This is a genomic window from Rhizobium ecuadorense, from assembly GCF_001187535.1.
Lineage (GTDB): Bacteria > Pseudomonadota > Alphaproteobacteria > Rhizobiales > Rhizobiaceae > Rhizobium > Rhizobium ecuadorense.
The window spans coordinates 16,113-31,389 of record NZ_LFIO01001517.1; the positions used below are offsets into that span (position 1 = coordinate 16,113).

The window sequence follows — 15,277 nt, forward strand, 5'->3', positions numbered from 1 at the left end:
GGATCAGCCCTTCTGCCCCCGGGTCGGCGAGGACAGAGCGCGGTCGCTTTCGGCCGCGATGAAATCGAGGATCTGGACCACCGGCTCGCAATCGGCATATTCGTCGCGGATGGCGGCGGCGTTTTCGCGGACGGAACCCGTTCCTTCGAAGATCGACTTATAGGCGCGGCGCACCCGGTGGATGACGGCGCGGTCAACGCCGGCGCGCGTCATGCCGACGACATTGAGGCCGCTCAGCAGCCCGGGATTGCCGTTCAGCATGCCGTAGGGAATGACGTCGTAACTCACCGCCGAAAGCCCGCCGACGAAGGCCTGACGGCCGACGCGGGTGAACTGGTGAACGGCCGAGCCACCGCCCAGGATGACGCGATCCTCGATGACAACATGCCCGGCCAGCATGACGTTGTTCGACATGATCACGTGATTGCCGACCTTGCAGTCATGCGCGACGTGGGAATTGGCCAGGAAAAGGTTGTTGTCGCCAACGATCGTCCGGCCGCCGAAATCGGCCGTGCCGGTGTTCATTGTCACGCCTTCGCGCATCGTGCAGTTGGCGCCGACCGAAAGCGTCGTCTCCTCGCCGCCGTGATGCACGCTCTGCGGATCGCCGCCGATGACGGCCATCGGAAAGATGCGTGTGCCCTTGCCGATCACGGTGCGGCCGGTGACGACCGCATGCGACAGGAGCTCGACATTTTCATGCAGGACGACGTGCGGCCCGACATGGCAGAAGGGACCGATCTTGACGCCCTCACCGATCACAGCCCCGTCTTCGACGACAGCCATCGGATGAATGCGGGCGCTTTCGGCGATAGTGCTCATGCCTGTTCCTTACGAACGATCATTGCGCCGATATCGGCTTCGGCGACAAGCGCGCCGTCAACCTTGGCGTCGCAATGGAATTTCCAGATATTGCCGCGCTGCTTGTGCTTGCTGACATGGAATTCGACGCGATCGCCGGGAACGACAGGCTTGCGGAAGCGTGCGTTCTCGATGGTCATGAAGTAGACGAGGTTGCCGGGCTGGCCTTCCTTCTTGGCACAAATCGCACCCGCGGTCTGCGCCATGCCCTCAATCAGGAGAACGCCCGGCATGATCGGAGCATCCGGAAAATGGCCGGTGAAATGCGGTTCGTTCACCGTGACATTCTTGATCCCGATCGCGCTGTTGTCACCGTCGATCTCGATGATCTTGTCGACCATGAGGAAGGGGTAACGATGCGGCAGCAGCTTCATGATCTCGATGATGTCAGCCGAAGAAAGCGTTGTCGTGGCTTCCTCAGTCATTTTCCTTGCCTCCAGGGTTCCGGCCGCGCAACTTGGACTTCGACACTTGTTGTGCGGCCTCTCTCAGATAGTCTTTTAGCGGACGAGCAGGTACACCGCCATATTGTCCGCCGGCGGCAAGATCGGTCATGATACCGCTTTTAGCAGCGATCTGCACGCCGTCACCGATCGTCACATGTCCCTTGATGCCGACCTGGCCGCCGATCTGCACGCCGTTGCCGATCTTCGTGCTGCCGGCGATGCCGACCTGCGCGACAATGGCGCAATGGCGGCCCATCTGGACGTTGTGGCCGATCTGCACCTGGTTGTCGATCTTGGTGCCCTCGCCGATCACCGTATCGTCCATGGCGCCGCGGTCGATCGTGGTATTGGCGCCAATCTCGACGTTGTCCTGGATGATCACCCGGCCGATCTGAACGATCTTGATCATGCCGCGCGGACCGGGCGCATAGCCGAAACCATCCTGACCGACGCGGACGCCGTTGTGGATGATGACGCCGTTGCCGATCAGCGCGCAGAGAATGCTGGCACCGGCTGCGATCGAACAATCGCGGCCGATCTTGACATTCGGACCGATGACACTGTGGGCGCCAATGCGCGTGCCTTCGCCGATTTCGGCATGCGCGCCGATAACCGCCAGCGGCTCGACGATCACGCCCTTTTCAAGCTTGGCGGTCGGATCTATCACCGCGCTCGGCGCGATCTCGCCTTCACCCGGCGAAATGACGACGGGACGCAATGCGGCAGGATAAAACAGGCCGCCCGCCATCGCGAAGGCCGCATGCGGATTGGACGACAGGATGACCGGGATATGCGAGGGTACGAGATCGACGAGCGCCTTGTCGCAGATCACCGCCGAGGCTTCGCATGTCGCCAGTTCATCGCGGCTGCGGCGCGACAGGATATAACAGACATCACCCGCCCGAGCCCTGTGAATCGGGGCAACTGACCTGACGATAACATCTGAGTGGTCGGAATTGGCAAGTTCCGCCCCAAGAAACTCTGCCAGCTCAGCAAGCTTCAGACCTTCATGGGGCAGAAAAAAGACGTTTTGCTCCATCGGCAATGCTCCAGAACGGAATTGAGTCTTACAGTTCCGGACTGCCGATATCAGAATTGGTTGTTGATGCCAAACTTGAAGTTCTGCGTCTTGTCGAAGTCTTCCTTGAGAACCGGGATCGCGTAATCCAGGCGCAATGAACCGAAGGGAGACTGCCAGACGACACCCACACCGACGGAAGCGCGCAGCGAGGCGTCTTCGCCCTCAATGCCGTCGCCCCTCAGGTCAACGTCGTTACCGAACAGCGTGCCTGCATCGGCAAAAACCGCGCCGCGCAGGTTGAAGTCACGCGGGAAGCCCGGCATCGGGAAGGTTGCTTCGGCCGATGCCGTGAAATAGGTCGTGCCACCCAGCGGATCGTCGTTGGTGCCGGCAACGCGCGGGCCGATGCCCTTGTTTTCAAAGCCGCGAATGTCGCCGTTGGTCAGCGTAAACTGGTCGAAGACGTTCAGATGCTCACCGAAACCGACGACATAACCAGCCGAGGCCGAAACCGAGCCGATGATATCGGCATCGTCAGCGAGCAGACGGTAGTAACGGGCCTTGCCGTAGATCTTGTAGAACTGCGAGTCGCCGCCGAGACCGGCGATTTCCTGCGTCGCCGTCGCGTAGATGCCTTCGCGCGGCAGGACGGTGTCATCGAGCGTGTTGTAGGTCAGCGTCTGCGAGATGGAAGACCGCGTCCACGGGCTGTCCTCTACGAGATGCTGATACGGCGCCGACAGATCGGAAAGATCGTTATTGTCAGCGTCATACTTCATCTGCTTGTAGTTATAGCGGAAGGTCGTCGCCAGATCCTCGGTGATCGGCGCGGTGACGCGCAGGACGACGCTGGTTTCCTCGTAATCGTAATTGTCGTTGCTCGACGTCTCGCTGTGGTTGACGTCGAAGCCCGCCGCCAGGCGGTAACCAAGGAAGTAGGGCTCGGTGAAGCTGACGCCGTAGGCGCGCGAGCCTTCCTGACCGCCGCCGGCCGAGATGCGGATATACTGACCGCGGCCGAGGAAGTTCTTTTCCTCGATGGAGGCTTCAAGCAGCAGGCCGTCGCCGCCGGCGGCGTAACCTGCGCCGACACCGAACGAACCTGTCGACTGATCCTGCACGTCGACGACCACCACGACACGATCCGGCGAACTGCCCGGCTGGGTGGAGATGTTGACGGACGAGAAGTAACCGAGCGCTTCGAGGCGGCGCTTGGCCTTGGTGATCATCTGCTGGTTGAAAGCGTCGCCTTCGCTCATATCGAATTCGCGGCGAATGACGTAATCGCGTGTGCGGCTGTTGCCACGGATCTCGATGCGCTCGACATAGGCGCGCTCGCCCTGGTCGACCAGATATTCGACGCCGATCGTATTGTTGTTGAGGTCGCGGTTGCCGCGCGGCGTAACGCGCGCAAAGGGATAACCGGCAGACGCGACCTGATCGGAGATAGCCTCGATCGACTTCTGCACTTCCTTGGCGTTGTAGACATGACCTTCGTGAGTGCGCACCAGCGGCTGCAACTGCTCGGAACCGACGCCCTCGACGGTCGACTGTACGGTCACCGGGCCGAAGTCGTAACGCTGACCTTCCTCGATATTGAAGGTAAGCGTGTATTTGTTGGTCGCGTCGTCGAAGGTCGCATCGGAAGAGACGATGCGCATGTCGGCGTAGCCGCGATTGTAATAAAACTGGCGCAGCGCTTCCTCGTCGGCATGGAGCTTGTCGTCGTTATAGACGTCCTTGCGGGTCAGGAACGACAGGAAGTTCGAACGCTTGGTCGCGATGACGGCAGCCAGGCGGCCGGCGCTGTAGGCATTGTTGCCGACGAAATTGATCGAGTCGATTTTGGTGCGGTCGCCTTCGTTGATCACAAAAGCGAGGTTGACGCGGCCTTCGCCGAGCGGCACGACCTGCGTCGTCACTTCGACTTCGCTGCGGCCGGTCGCGGCATAGGCTTCCTTGATCGCCTGAATGTCGGCCTGGATCTGGGTGTCGCTATAGGGGCCTGCGGCATGCGTCTGGACGATGGTGGCGAGCTTGTCGTCCTTGATCTTGCGATTGCCGTTGAAGACGACCTGATTGACGAGCTGGGCTTCCTGGACATTGACGACAAGCGTGCTTCCGGAGACCGAAATCTTGACGTCGGAGAAGTAACCTGTCCCGTAGAGCTGCTTGACCGAGTCATCGATATCGGTGTTCGAAAAACTCTTTCCGGGAGCGATGGTGAGGTTCGACCGGACAGCTTCCGCGCCGACGCGGCTGGCGCCGCGCACATCGATGCGCTGGATGACCGCGGCCTCGGCGGCCGTAGCAGAAACGAACGTCAAAGCACCTGCGCCCGAAGCAACAACACTAGCAGACAGCGCAACCGCCGATACTGCGTTCAAAAACTTTGAACCAGCCTTCATTTCACCTATTACCTTTTTTTCCCTCGTCCCCGGCTCCGGGAGAACCCGATTCCGGTCACGTGTGTCGTTTTACCCGCTTTTGACATACAAGCAAGGGAGGGCGTTAATTTCTGTTTACTTCATTTCGAAGCGTGACCCATTCGCCACTACAGCCTTGAAACATCGTAAATAAATAGTAATTCCCCTGCCTTGCGCGTTTACCCTTAGCTCAGGCTAATGTCGTTCCAGGTCGTGAAAACCATCAATGTAAGTATCATGGCCAAGCCGATGCGAAATGCGATTTCCTGAGCCTTGGCGCCCAGCGGTTTCCCTCTCAGCGCTTCCACCGCATAGAACATCAGGTGGCCGCCATCAAGTACCGGAACCGGCATCAGGTTAAGCAATCCTATCGAAACCGAAAGCATGGCGGCAAGCTGCAACACTGCCCCTACACCAAGCTTCGCCATCTGGCCCGAAGCCTGTGCCACGCGGATAGGCCCACCCAGTTGATCGGCCCGCATCGTTCCGGCGAAGATATTGCCGATATATTTGAAGGTGCCGGTGACGATATCCCGGGTTTCGATCACACTTTCCCGCAGCGCCTGGAGCGGCGTATAGGTCTGCAGGCGGAAATTGCCGACTTCCTTGCTGGTGACGATGCCGATCTGGCCGACCTCGATCTTGTTGCCGAACTGGTCGGTCATGTCGACGCGTTGCGGAACCATCGGCAAGTCGAGCTTCTGGCCGGCCCGCTCGATGGTGACGACGATCTGCTGGCTCGGGCGCATGCCGACATAACGGCGCACGTCGTCGAAGGTCTCGACCTTGCCGCCGTCGATGGCGACCAGGAGATCGCCGGGAAGGACGCCGGCAGCCGCCGCCACACCATCCGGCTTGACCTCGGAAACGACGGGATCGGCAACCGAACGGCCATAGACCGAGAACAGGATGGTGAAGATAGCGATCGCCAGCAGGAAATTGGCGATCGGGCCGGCCGCGACTGTCGCGGCGCGTTTCCACAGCTTTGCGCCGGCAAAGGAACGCGCCCTGTCTTCTTCGGACATGGCGGCGAGCTTGTCGCTGTCGGGCTTGCTGGAGGCGTCTTCGTCGCCAAAGAAGCGGACGTAGCCGCCAAGCGGGATCACCGAGATTTTCCAGCGCGTTCCATGGCGGTCGGTGAAGCCGAATATCTCCGGACCGAAACCGACCGAGAAGGCAAGGATGCGGATGCCGCTCCAGCGCCCGACGAGGTAGTGGCCCATCTCATGCACGAAGACGAGCAGCGAGAGCACGAGGATGAAGGTGACGATATTCCCCATCAGGAATGCGTATATATCGGCCATCACTTCTATCAGTTCCTTCCGTCAGGCTGCCGCGTCATCAAAGGCCGAACAAAGCCGCGCCGAGCGACGTCATCGCAGTCCCCTTTATCAGGGAAAAAGTTCCAGCAAGCAAGAACGCCGAAAAACAGGCGAAAATCAGTCCGTCGACACGGTCCATGACACCGCCATGACCTGGAATGAGACGGCTTGAATCCTTGACGCCGAATTTCCGCTTGATGAACGATTCAAACAGATCTCCCGACTGGCTGCAAACCGACAGAACGAGTGCTGCAACGGCGGCAATGAGTTCAGCGCCCGGAAGGAGAAAGTGGACGAGAACGACGCCGGCTGCGACCGCCGAAACGGCGCCGCCGATTGCGCCCGACCACGTCTTTCCCGGCGAGATCGAAGGGGCAAGCTTCGGCCCGCCAAGCGCCCTGCCGACGAAGTAAGCAAGGATGTCGGTTGCCCAGACGACGGCAAAGACGAAGAGCATGGCGTAAAGGCCGGGCTGGTCATCGCTTCTGATGGCGGCGAGCGCCAGGCCGGTGGCACCGGCATAAAACAGACCCACCGGCAACCAGCGGCTGGTGCCGTGCAGGATGATCAGCGCTATGCCGACGGCGGTGACGCCGGCCAGCATGCCGGCGGCGAATTCGAAATTGCCGACAAGCACGAGGAAGGCAACCGCCGCCTGGCCGATCCAGCCGACCGCATTGGCGACCCAATCACGCGCGATGCCTGTTATTGTCGACCATTCGTAATAGATCAGCAGGCCGATCACGGCCGCCAGGACGCGGAAGACAAACCCGCCATACCAGGTGGCGGCAAGAACGATCGCCGCAAGAATCAGTCCTGAAACGATGCGGAGCTTCAATTCCTGCTGCATCAGGTGCCGACCGCGGCTGCCTGCGACGACAGGCCGCCGAAGCGACGGTCGCGGGAGGCGAACTTCTTGAGCGCCGAGCGGAAGATCTCAGGGCTGAAATCCGGCCAATATTCCGGAACGAAGATGAATTCCGAATAGGCGGCCTGCCAGAGAAGAAAATTGGAAAGCCGCTCCTCGCCGCTGGTGCGGATGATGAGATCCGGATCGGGAATCCCGGCCGTATCGAGACGGGCATTGATCAGCGAGGGCGTGATATCCTGCGCCCGCAGACGGCCGGCCTCGACGTCCCTCGCCAGGCTGACCACAGCCCGGGAGATCTCGTCGCGCGAGCCGTAGTTGAAGGCGATGACCAGCGTCAGCGCCGTGTTGTCCTTGGTGGTTTCCTCCGCCTCAAGCAGCAGGCCGAGAATGTCGCTGCGCAGGCTATGGCGATCACCGATCACCTTGATCCGCACGTTCTGGCGATGAAGCTCGGCGAGGTCACGCCGGATGAACGCCTTGAGCAGACCGAGCAGATCGGAGACCTCGGCCTCCGGCCGGCGCCAGTTCTCCGAGGAGAAGGCAAAGAGGGTCAGATATTTTATGCCGGCCGCGCCGGCGGCGCGCACTGTCTCGCGGACCGCCTCGACCCCCTTGCGATGGCCCATCGTGCGCGGCAGGCCGCGCTGCTTGGCCCAACGGCCATTGCCGTCCATGATAATGGCAACATGCTCTGGCACAGTCACAAATACAGATTCCGACATTTCCCGTCCGGTCTTTCCAGGCAAAGGCACAGATCCACTAGACCTGCATGATTTCCTTTTCCTTCTCGCCAAGCAAGCGGTCGATTTCGGAAATCGTCTCGTCCGTCATCTTCTGTACGCGTTCCGACTGCGCCCTGCCCTCGTCCTGGCCGATTACGCTATCCTTTTCGGCCTTCTTGAGGCCGTCCATGCCGTCGCGGCGAACATGGCGAATCGCGACCTTGCTCTTTTCGGCATAATCATGAGCCACCTTGACGAGCGACTTGCGGCGCTCCTCGTTCAATTCCGGCAGCGGAATACGCAGGCTCTGGCCGTCGACGATCGGGTTGAGGCCGAGATTGGATTCGCGGATACCGCGCTCGACGGCGCTGACCATCGACTTATCCCAGACGGAAACCGACAGCATGCGCGCCTCGGGCACGGTGATGTTGGCGACCTGGTTCAGCGGCATGCGCGAACCGTAAGCCTCGATCGTGACCGGATCGAGGATGTTGGCCGAAGCACGGCCGGTGCGCAGCGATGCGATGTCGCTCTTGAATGCGGAAACCGCGCCGTCCATGCGGCGCTTCAGTTCCTTGATGTCGATACCTTCACTCATGTCGGTGCTCCCGTATAAAGCGCGTCACGATGGCTGCGCCAGATAAAGCGCCGCAGCCTATATCAGTTGTCGGAGACGATGGTCTTAAGGCCACCGCCCGTCAGGATTTCAGTAAAACCGCCTTTCTCGTGAATCGAGAAGACGATGATCGGAATGGAATTCTCCCTGGCGAGCGCCACGGCGGCAACGTCCATCACCGCAAGCCCCCTGTCCAGCACTTCCTGATGCGTCAGGCGGTCGAGGCGGGTCGCATCGGGGTATTTCTTCGGGTCGGCGGTGTAGATGCCGTCCACCTGCGTGCCCTTGAATATCGCTTCGGCGCCCATTTCGGCGGCGCGGAGTGCCGCGGCCGAATCGGTGGTGAAGAAAGGGTTGCCGGTGCCGCCGGCAAAGATCACCACACGCCCCATCGACAAGTGATAGAGGGTCGCGCGCTGCGAAAAGCTCTCGCAGATCTCAGGCATGGAGATGGCCGAAAGCACCACCGTATCGATGTTCAGCTTGCGCAGCGAGGTCGCCAGCGCCAGCGCATTGATGATGGTGCCGAGCATCCCCATGTGGTCACCGGTAACCCGGTCGCCGCCCTTGGACGCCACCGCGACACCGCGGAAGATATTGCCGCCACCCACGACGACGCCGACTTCCACGCCCATATGCCTTGCCGCGGCGATATCGGATGCAATGCGGTCCGCCACCGCAACATCGATCCCGAAACCCTGGCTACCCATGAGCGCTTCGCCGGAAGCCTTGAGTAGAACGCGTTTATAGACAGGCTCTAAAGACATCTTGGCTCCTCGTAAATTGCCGTGAATGCCCGATACACGAAGGGCACCGCGTTGTCACGCGATGCCCTTCGTGTTTTCAGAATTATGGCTGGAAGATCAACCCTTGACGGCAGCCGCGACTTCGGCTGCGAAATCGGTCTCTTCCTTCTCGACGCCTTCGCCGAGCAGAAGGCGAGCCATGCCGGCGACTTCGATCGGGGCGCCGACGGCCTTTTCAGCTTCCTTGACGGCGGCTGCGACGGTCAGATCCGGATTGATGACGAAAGCCTGCGAGAGAAGAGCGACTTCCTCGAAGAACTTGCGCATGCGGCCGTCGACCATCTTCTCGATGATGTTGTCAGGCTTGCCGGAAGCGCGCGACTGCTCGATGAAGACGTTGCGCTCGCGCTCGGCGACGGCGGCATCGACTTCCTCAGGGCGGATCGCCAGCGGTGCAGTCGCGGCGATATGCATGGCGACCTGGCGGCCGATCGCGTTCAGGGCTTCCTTATCGCCCGTCGACTTCAGCGCGACGAGAACGCCGAGCTTGCCGAGGCCGTCGGAAACAGCATTGTGGATATAGGTGGCGACGACGCCGTCCTCGACGGAGAGCGCGACCGAGCGGCGCAGGTTCATGTTCTCGCCGATCGTTGCGATCGCGTCCTTGATCGTGTCGGAAACGGACTTGCCGGATGCCGGGTAGGTCGCAGCCGCAACGGCGTCGACGGTGCCGTTTGTGGAGACGGCGACCTTGGCGATGCCGCGGACGAGATCCTGGAAGGCATCGTTACGGGCGACGAAGTCGGTTTCGGAATTGACTTCGACGACAACGGCCTTGGTGCCCTGGCTCGAAACGCCGATGAGGCCTTCGGCGGCAGTGCGGCCCGACTTCTTGTCAGCCTTGGCGATGCCCTTGGCGCGCAGCCAGTCGATCGCTGCTTCCATGTCGCCGCCGGTCTCAGCAAGAGCCTTCTTGCAGTCCATCATGCCTGCGCCGGTCTTTTCGCGCAGTTCCTTCACCATTGCAGCCGTAATCTCGCTCATTAGCTTCCTCTTGTCGGTTCATACGGTGGGCCGCAAAGCGCGGCGCGGCACCGGATTGAGGCACGAAATGTACCTGTATGTATGACAGCGTGATGAAGACGCGCCATAACGAAACTTATCTGGCAAAGAGCCTGGTGCCCTCGCCCTGAAACAGGCAAGGCCGCCGAACTTCGATGAGTCGCGAGCGGCCTTTCCAGTCATGCAAGCTTTGGCGGAGGTTCGCTCCGCCTGCTTTCATCAGCCTTCGGCTGCTTCCTCGAGAGCCGGCTCGACCGGAAGCTCGGAGGACGCGCCGAGATCGCGGCCGGAAGAGCCCTGCTGACGAGCGATGCCGTCGATGGCAGCGCGGGAGATCAACTCGCAGTACAGAGCGATGGCGCGCGATGCGTCGTCGTTGCCCGGGATCGGATAGTCGATCAGGTCCGGATCGCAGTTCGAATCGATGATGGCGACGACCGGGATGCCGAGGCGCTTGGCTTCGTCGATCGCGATCTTTTCCTTGTTGGTGTCGATGATGAACATCAGATCCGGCGTGCCGCCCATATCGCGGATACCGCCGAGAGCCTTGTCAAGCTTTTCGCGCTCGCGCTCGAGGTTCAGGCGTTCCTTCTTGGTGAAGCCCTGGGCTTCGCCGTTGAGAATCTCATCGAGCTTGCGCAGGCGCTGGATCGAGTTGGAGATCGTCTTCCAGTTCGTCATCATGCCGCCGAGCCAGCGCGAGTTGACGTAGTACTGGGCCGAACGCTTGGCGCTGTCGGCGATGATCTCGGACGCCTGGCGCTTGGTGCCGACGAAGAGAACGCGGCCGCCGCGAGCAACGGTGTCGCTGACGACCTGCAAGGCGCGCGACAGCATCGGAACGGTCTGAGCCAGGTCGATGATGTGGATGTTGTTACGATCGCCGAAGATATACGGCTTCATCTTCGGGTTCCAGCGGTGCGTCTGGTGGCCGAAGTGGACGCCTGCTTCGAGAAGCTGGCGCATAGAAAAATCGGGCAATGCCATGCCTGTGTATCCTTTTCCGGTTGAACCTCCGCAAGGCGAACAGCATCCTCTTCGAAGATGCCACCGGGCGGAACGATCCGGATTTCTCCCGGACAATCCCATGCCTTACGTGTGGAATGCGGTGCCCATACATTCGATTTGGCGCAAAAGCAAGGCTTACGCTGAAAAATCCGGGAATTCGCCTGGCAGCCCATGATATGGGATAACGAAGAGCTGAATGGTTGGCTGGCGAATGCCGCGCCCAGTCATCGAAGCGCGGGTCGCAGCTTTCCTACTTGCAGGCCTCGGCCTTGCGGTCGAGCAACTCGAGCTTGGCGAGCTTTCCGGTCAGAACGAAATCGCCGTAATCCATCGTCAGGTCGCGGGTGATGCCGTTCTCATAGAGCTTGAAGGACATGCGGTAGACCGGCAAGGCATCTGATTTTGCATTCTCGTTGAAATAGGCGATCGTCACCGGCCAGAAGGCCGTCTTGGAGAAAGCGCCGGCATTGCCGGCATCGGCCTCCTCGGCAACCGGCGTCTCCTGCTTGCCGACGATCGTCGTCGTCACCAGCGACTTGTCGCCGTCGTCGGAGCCGTCGAAGACGCGGGCCTCGAAGAAGCGCTTGCCGTCCTTGGCGTGCTGGATCACGTCGAGCATATGCTCGGTCGGGAACCGGCTTTCGGCAAGCTGCAGTTCACGGCTCGACGGCTGCTTGAGCGCGACCTTGACGCCATCCGGCTGATCCTGAGCCGCACCGTTGACCTCCTTGTCGAGCTGTTCGTCGGTGAAGGATTTGGTGTCGAAGGTGAACTTGCCGTCCTTGAGATTCTCGAAAGTCTTCGTCTGCTGGTCGCTGACGCGCACACTGTCGCCGGTGTCGATCTGCGTCACGAAGCGGAAGTTGGTGGTGAAGCCCTGGCAATAGCTGCCGTCGAACTCATAGACCATGCGGCCGTACATGCCGGAGATGCCGGAGCGGTCCGAAGCATCCTTCAGTTCCAGATCGTAGACCGCGCGATGTGCGACGAGGCCGGTCGCGATCGCAGCGCTTACCGCGGGCGCAGCCGCCCATGCATTGGCGGAAACGCTAACGAGAAGCAGAGCGACAAGACCTGATCGGAACATTCATTAACTCCTGTTGGACTCGGTCGCGATGTTATAAGAACGCTTTCGGCCAAATCGAGGCTCGAACCTGTCATATTAAAGATTCTAGTCTTGATGCATAATTTTTGAAGCATTGACAACAAAAGCGGAGACGAAAATGTCCGATGAAATTGCAAAGCGCCTGACTGAGATGGGGATAACCCTGCCCGAAGCCGCAGCCCCTGCTGCAAATTACGTTCCCTACGTCATTAGCGGCAATCTTCTCTACATCTCCGGCCAGCTGCCGCTCGAAGGCGGCAAGATCGCCGTCTCCGGCCATCTCGGCAAGACCGTCGACGTTGCCGCCGGCCAGCGCGGCGCCGAACTCTGCGCCATCAACATTCTTGCGCAGGCGAAGGCGGCACTTGGCGGCGATCTCGGCCGTATCCGGCGCGTCATCAAGCTGAACGGATTCGTCGCCTCGGCGCCCGACTTCGTCGAGCAGCATCTCGTCATCAACGGCGCTTCGAACCTGATTGCCGGCGTGCTCGGCGAGGCCGGCAAACATGCGCGTGCCGCTGTCGGCATCGCTGCCCTGCCGCTGAACGCCGCCGTCGAGATCGATGCTATCATGGAAATCGCAGAATGACCAATGCGGCCTGGATCCGGGACGTGCCGGTCGCCCATCGCGGCTATCACGATCTCAATAAACTCGTCTGGGAAAATACGCTTTCGGCCTTCTCGCGCGCCGTCGAAGCGGGCTTTGCGATCGAATGCGATCTGCATTACGCCTCCGACGGCGTGCCGGTCGTCTTTCACGACGAAGACCTGCAGCGGCTCTGCAATCTCACCGGCGACGTCCGCGAGCGCACCTCGCGCGAGCTCGGGCTGATCGCCGTCGGCGGCACTGGAGACAAGGTGCCGACGCTCCGCCAGCTCCTCGATCTCGTGCAGGGCAAGGTGCCGCTGGTGCTGGAGCTCAAGGGCCGAGAGGCCGATGACGAGGGTTTCGCCGAAGCCGTGCTCGAGGTGCTTGAGGGCTATGAGGGCAAGGTGGCGCTGATGAGCTTCGACCACTGGCTGCTGCGCGATCTGAAGGCGCTTGGCGCACCCTACCCGCTCGGGCTGACCGCCAACGGCAACACGCCGGAGGAATTCGCGACGCATGCCAAGGCGATGGAGATCGGTCTCGATTTCATCTCCTATTATTATGACGACCTGCCGAACGCCTTCATCTCAGGCGAACGCGAAAAGAGAATCCCCGTCATCACCTGGACGGTGCGCGACGAAGAGGCGCGCCGGCGGACCTTCGCCAACGCGGACCAGATGACCTTCGAAGGCTTCGACCCGCGTGTGGCGGTTTGACGCTCGCTTTTTGGCCAAGATCATGCGCAGATTGAGGAAAAGCCGAAACCGCCCGCCCACAGGCTTCGCATTTGCCCCATGACCGATGACCTCACCATTCGCGTCGAACGCTCCTTCACAGCGATTTCCCCGGAAAGCTGGTCCAGGCTTTCCGGGGCATCGAAGAACGGCACGACGCTTGCCTACAACCCATTCGTTTCACACGCCTTTTTATCGTCGCTGGAGGAATCCGGTTCTGCCGATGCCGAGACCGGCTGGCTCGGCCACCACCTGCTGCTCGAAACCGATCGCGGCGAACTGATCGGCGCCCTGCCCGGCTATCTCAAAAACCACAGCCGGGGCGAATATGTCTTCGATCATGGCTGGGCCGACGCCTTCGAGCGGGCCGGCGGGCGTTATTACCCCAAACTTCAGTGTTCCATTCCGTTCACGCCGGCGACAGGCCCGCGCCTTCTCGTTGCCGAGGGGCTACAGCGGCTGCCTGTCCAAAGCGCGATTGCCGAAAGCCTGAAGGAGGTCGTGCGCCGGCTCGGCGTCTCCTCGGCCCATATCACCTTTGTGCCGGATGAGGAGATCGGCGTCTTCGAGATGGACGGCTATCTTCACCGCACCGACCAGCAGTTCCATTTCATCAATGACGGCTATGCCAATCACGAGGAATTTCTCGAAACGCTTGCCTCGCGCAAACGCAAGGCGTTGCGCAAGGAGCGCCGTGCCGCCCTCGAAAACGGCATCAGCATCGACTGGCTGACCGGCCGCGACCTGACGGAGCGCATCTGGGATCAGTTCTTCAACTTCTACATGGATACCGGTGGCCGCAAATGGGGTCGGCCCTACCTCACCCGCCAATTCTATTCGCTGATCGGCGAGCGCATGGCCGACGACATCCTGCTGGTCATGGCCAAGCGCGACGGGCGCTATGTCGCCGGCGCGATCAACTTCATCGGCGGCGATACGCTCTATGGCCGTCACTGGGGCTGCATCGAGGATCATCCCTTCCTGCATTTCGAGGTCTGCTATCACCAGGCGATCGACTTCGCCCTTTCGAAAGGGTTGAAGCGGGTCGAGGCCGGCGCCCAGGGCGAACACAAGCTGGCGCGCGGCTACCTGCCGGTGACGACGCATTCGGCCCATTATGTCGCCCATGCCGGCCTTCGCCGCGCAATCGGCGACTATCTCGCCCGCGAGCGCGCCGATGTCGAACAGATGAGCGAGCTGCTCGCCGAGCACAGCCCGTTCCGCAAGGGCGAGCGTCAGCAGGAGGATTGACGCCGCCCCGCCGGCCGCGTTACCCGATCAACGACTGCAGAAAGAGGAGATTTCGCGATGACCAACCCGGCCGCTTATGACGACAACAATATCTTCGCCAAGATCCTGCGCGGCGAAATTCCCTCGCACCGTATCTATGAAGACCAGCATACCGTCGCCTTCATGGATGTGATGCCGCAGGCGCCAGGCCATGTGCTGGTCGTTCCGAAGGCAGCATCGCGCAATATCTTCGATGCCGATCCCGTCACCCTCACCCATGCCATTACAGTCGTCCAGAAGGTCGCCAATGCGCTCAAGGACGTCTTCGACGCCGACGGCGTGTTCATCGCCCAGTTCAACGAACCGGCTGCCGGGCAAACGGTCTTTCATCTGCATTTCCACGTCATCCCGCGCCATGAGGGCGCCGCACTCAAGCCGCACTCCGGCAAGATGGAGGATGGCGCCGTGCTTGCGGCCCATGCCGAAAAGATCAGGGCGGCCCTGGCCTGACATCGATC

16 protein-coding genes are annotated in these 15,277 nt (G+C 60.8%); 4 read left to right on the forward strand and 12 right to left on the reverse strand.

Features of this window, described 5'->3' with window-relative positions:
- Nucleotides 1-3: 3 nt before the first annotated feature.
- The 12 genes from lpxA to AF337_RS31340 all read right to left on the reverse strand — a co-directional run bounded on the left by lpxA (nucleotide 4) and on the right by AF337_RS31340 (nucleotide 12,188).
- Nucleotides 4-822: an acyl-ACP--UDP-N-acetylglucosamine O-acyltransferase gene (lpxA, locus tag AF337_RS31285; protein WP_049735210.1), complete on the reverse strand. Its 819-nt coding sequence runs from the start codon at nucleotides 820-822 to the stop codon at nucleotides 4-6.
- Entirely contained in the window at nucleotides 819-1,286 is a 468-nt protein-coding gene (gene fabZ, locus AF337_RS31290; RefSeq protein WP_049735211.1) for a 3-hydroxyacyl-ACP dehydratase FabZ, read from the reverse strand. Before fabZ ends, lpxA begins: the two co-directional genes overlap by 4 nt.
- The gene (lpxD, locus tag AF337_RS31295; RefSeq protein ID WP_049735212.1) at nucleotides 1,279-2,346 is read right to left on the reverse strand and encodes a UDP-3-O-(3-hydroxymyristoyl)glucosamine N-acyltransferase; all 1,068 of its coding nucleotides are present in this window, start codon (nucleotides 2,344-2,346) and stop codon (nucleotides 1,279-1,281) included. Before lpxD ends, fabZ begins: the two co-directional genes overlap by 8 nt.
- Nucleotides 2,347-2,396: 50 nt before the next feature.
- Nucleotides 2,397-4,736 (reverse strand): outer membrane protein assembly factor BamA, encoded by a 2,340-nt coding sequence (gene bamA / locus AF337_RS31300; RefSeq protein WP_049735213.1) that lies wholly within the window; start codon nucleotides 4,734-4,736, stop codon nucleotides 2,397-2,399.
- 203 nt (nucleotides 4,737-4,939) lie between these two features.
- A complete protein-coding gene (rseP, locus tag AF337_RS31305) occupies nucleotides 4,940-6,058 on the reverse strand; it encodes an RIP metalloprotease RseP (RefSeq protein ID WP_049735214.1) in 1,119 nt (372 codons plus the stop codon).
- 37 nt (nucleotides 6,059-6,095) lie between these two features.
- Entirely contained in the window at nucleotides 6,096-6,926 is an 831-nt protein-coding gene (locus AF337_RS31310) for a phosphatidate cytidylyltransferase (protein WP_049735215.1), read from the reverse strand.
- The gene (locus AF337_RS31315) at nucleotides 6,926-7,669 is read right to left on the reverse strand and encodes an isoprenyl transferase (RefSeq protein WP_049735216.1); all 744 of its coding nucleotides are present in this window, start codon (nucleotides 7,667-7,669) and stop codon (nucleotides 6,926-6,928) included. The genes AF337_RS31310 and AF337_RS31315 overlap by 1 nt, the downstream gene beginning before the upstream one ends.
- 37 nt (nucleotides 7,670-7,706) lie before the next feature.
- A complete protein-coding gene (gene frr, locus AF337_RS31320; RefSeq protein ID WP_049735217.1) occupies nucleotides 7,707-8,267 on the reverse strand; it encodes a ribosome recycling factor in 561 nt (186 codons plus the stop codon).
- A 62-nt stretch (nucleotides 8,268-8,329) separates the two neighbouring features.
- Entirely contained in the window at nucleotides 8,330-9,052 is a 723-nt protein-coding gene (pyrH, locus tag AF337_RS31325; protein WP_049735218.1) for a UMP kinase, read from the reverse strand.
- 96 nt (nucleotides 9,053-9,148) lie between these two features.
- Entirely contained in the window at nucleotides 9,149-10,075 is a 927-nt protein-coding gene (tsf, locus tag AF337_RS31330) for a translation elongation factor Ts (protein WP_003586678.1), read from the reverse strand.
- Between the two features lie 237 nt (nucleotides 10,076-10,312).
- Nucleotides 10,313-11,080 (reverse strand): 30S ribosomal protein S2, encoded by a 768-nt coding sequence (gene rpsB, locus AF337_RS31335; RefSeq protein WP_003559062.1) that lies wholly within the window; start codon nucleotides 11,078-11,080, stop codon nucleotides 10,313-10,315.
- Nucleotides 11,081-11,351: 271 nt separating this feature from the next.
- On the reverse strand, nucleotides 11,352-12,188 hold the full coding sequence (locus AF337_RS31340; RefSeq protein WP_049735219.1) for a cell envelope integrity EipB family protein: 837 nt from the start codon (nucleotides 12,186-12,188) through the stop codon (nucleotides 11,352-11,354).
- A 136-nt stretch (nucleotides 12,189-12,324) separates the two neighbouring features.
- On the opposite strand from AF337_RS31340, the gene AF337_RS31345 reads away from it, so the two are divergent.
- From AF337_RS31345 to AF337_RS31360, 4 genes are all read left to right on the forward strand, one after another.
- Entirely contained in the window at nucleotides 12,325-12,795 is a 471-nt protein-coding gene (locus tag AF337_RS31345) for a RidA family protein (protein WP_049735220.1), read from the forward strand.
- Nucleotides 12,792-13,511, forward strand: coding sequence for a glycerophosphodiester phosphodiesterase (locus AF337_RS31350; RefSeq protein WP_049735221.1), 720 nt, complete (start codon nucleotides 12,792-12,794; stop codon nucleotides 13,509-13,511). The genes AF337_RS31345 and AF337_RS31350 overlap by 4 nt, the downstream gene beginning before the upstream one ends.
- A 78-nt stretch (nucleotides 13,512-13,589) precedes the next feature.
- A complete protein-coding gene (locus AF337_RS31355) occupies nucleotides 13,590-14,780 on the forward strand; it encodes a GNAT family N-acetyltransferase (RefSeq protein WP_049735222.1) in 1,191 nt (396 codons plus the stop codon).
- Between the two features lie 57 nt (nucleotides 14,781-14,837).
- On the forward strand, nucleotides 14,838-15,269 hold the full coding sequence (locus tag AF337_RS31360) for an HIT family protein (RefSeq protein WP_049735223.1): 432 nt from the start codon (nucleotides 14,838-14,840) through the stop codon (nucleotides 15,267-15,269).
- Nucleotides 15,270-15,277: the final 8 nt, after the last annotated feature.

Excerpts from the sequence above, each read along its gene's own strand:
- fabZ (WP_049735211.1), bottom strand. The coding sequence starts at position 1,286 with ATGACTGAGGAAGCCACGACAACGCTTTCTTCGGCTGACATCATCGAG.
- frr (WP_049735217.1), bottom strand. The coding sequence starts at position 8,267 with ATGAGTGAAGGTATCGACATCAAGGAACTGAAGCGCCGCATGGACGGC.
- AF337_RS31315 (WP_049735216.1), bottom strand. The coding sequence starts at position 7,669 with ATGTCGGAATCTGTATTTGTGACTGTGCCAGAGCATGTTGCCATTATC.
- rseP (WP_049735214.1), bottom strand. The coding sequence starts at position 6,058 with ATGGCCGATATATACGCATTCCTGATGGGGAATATCGTCACCTTCATC.
- AF337_RS31340 (WP_049735219.1), bottom strand. The coding sequence starts at position 12,188 with ATGTTCCGATCAGGTCTTGTCGCTCTGCTTCTCGTTAGCGTTTCCGCC.
- bamA (WP_049735213.1), bottom strand. The coding sequence starts at position 4,736 with ATGAAGGCTGGTTCAAAGTTTTTGAACGCAGTATCGGCGGTTGCGCTG.
- AF337_RS31345 (WP_049735220.1), top strand. The coding sequence starts at position 12,325 with ATGTCCGATGAAATTGCAAAGCGCCTGACTGAGATGGGGATAACCCTG.
- AF337_RS31355 (WP_049735222.1), top strand. The coding sequence starts at position 13,590 with ATGACCGATGACCTCACCATTCGCGTCGAACGCTCCTTCACAGCGATT.
- AF337_RS31350 (WP_049735221.1), top strand. The coding sequence starts at position 12,792 with ATGACCAATGCGGCCTGGATCCGGGACGTGCCGGTCGCCCATCGCGGC.
- AF337_RS31360 (WP_049735223.1), top strand. The coding sequence starts at position 14,838 with ATGACCAACCCGGCCGCTTATGACGACAACAATATCTTCGCCAAGATC.
- tsf (WP_003586678.1), bottom strand. The coding sequence starts at position 10,075 with ATGAGCGAGATTACGGCTGCAATGGTGAAGGAACTGCGCGAAAAGACC.
- lpxD (WP_049735212.1), bottom strand. The coding sequence starts at position 2,346 with ATGGAGCAAAACGTCTTTTTTCTGCCCCATGAAGGTCTGAAGCTTGCT.
- pyrH (WP_049735218.1), bottom strand. The coding sequence starts at position 9,052 with ATGTCTTTAGAGCCTGTCTATAAACGCGTTCTACTCAAGGCTTCCGGC.
- AF337_RS31310 (WP_049735215.1), bottom strand. The coding sequence starts at position 6,926 with ATGCAGCAGGAATTGAAGCTCCGCATCGTTTCAGGACTGATTCTTGCG.
- rpsB (WP_003559062.1), bottom strand. The coding sequence starts at position 11,080 with ATGGCATTGCCCGATTTTTCTATGCGCCAGCTTCTCGAAGCAGGCGTC.
- lpxA (WP_049735210.1), bottom strand. The coding sequence starts at position 822 with ATGAGCACTATCGCCGAAAGCGCCCGCATTCATCCGATGGCTGTCGTC.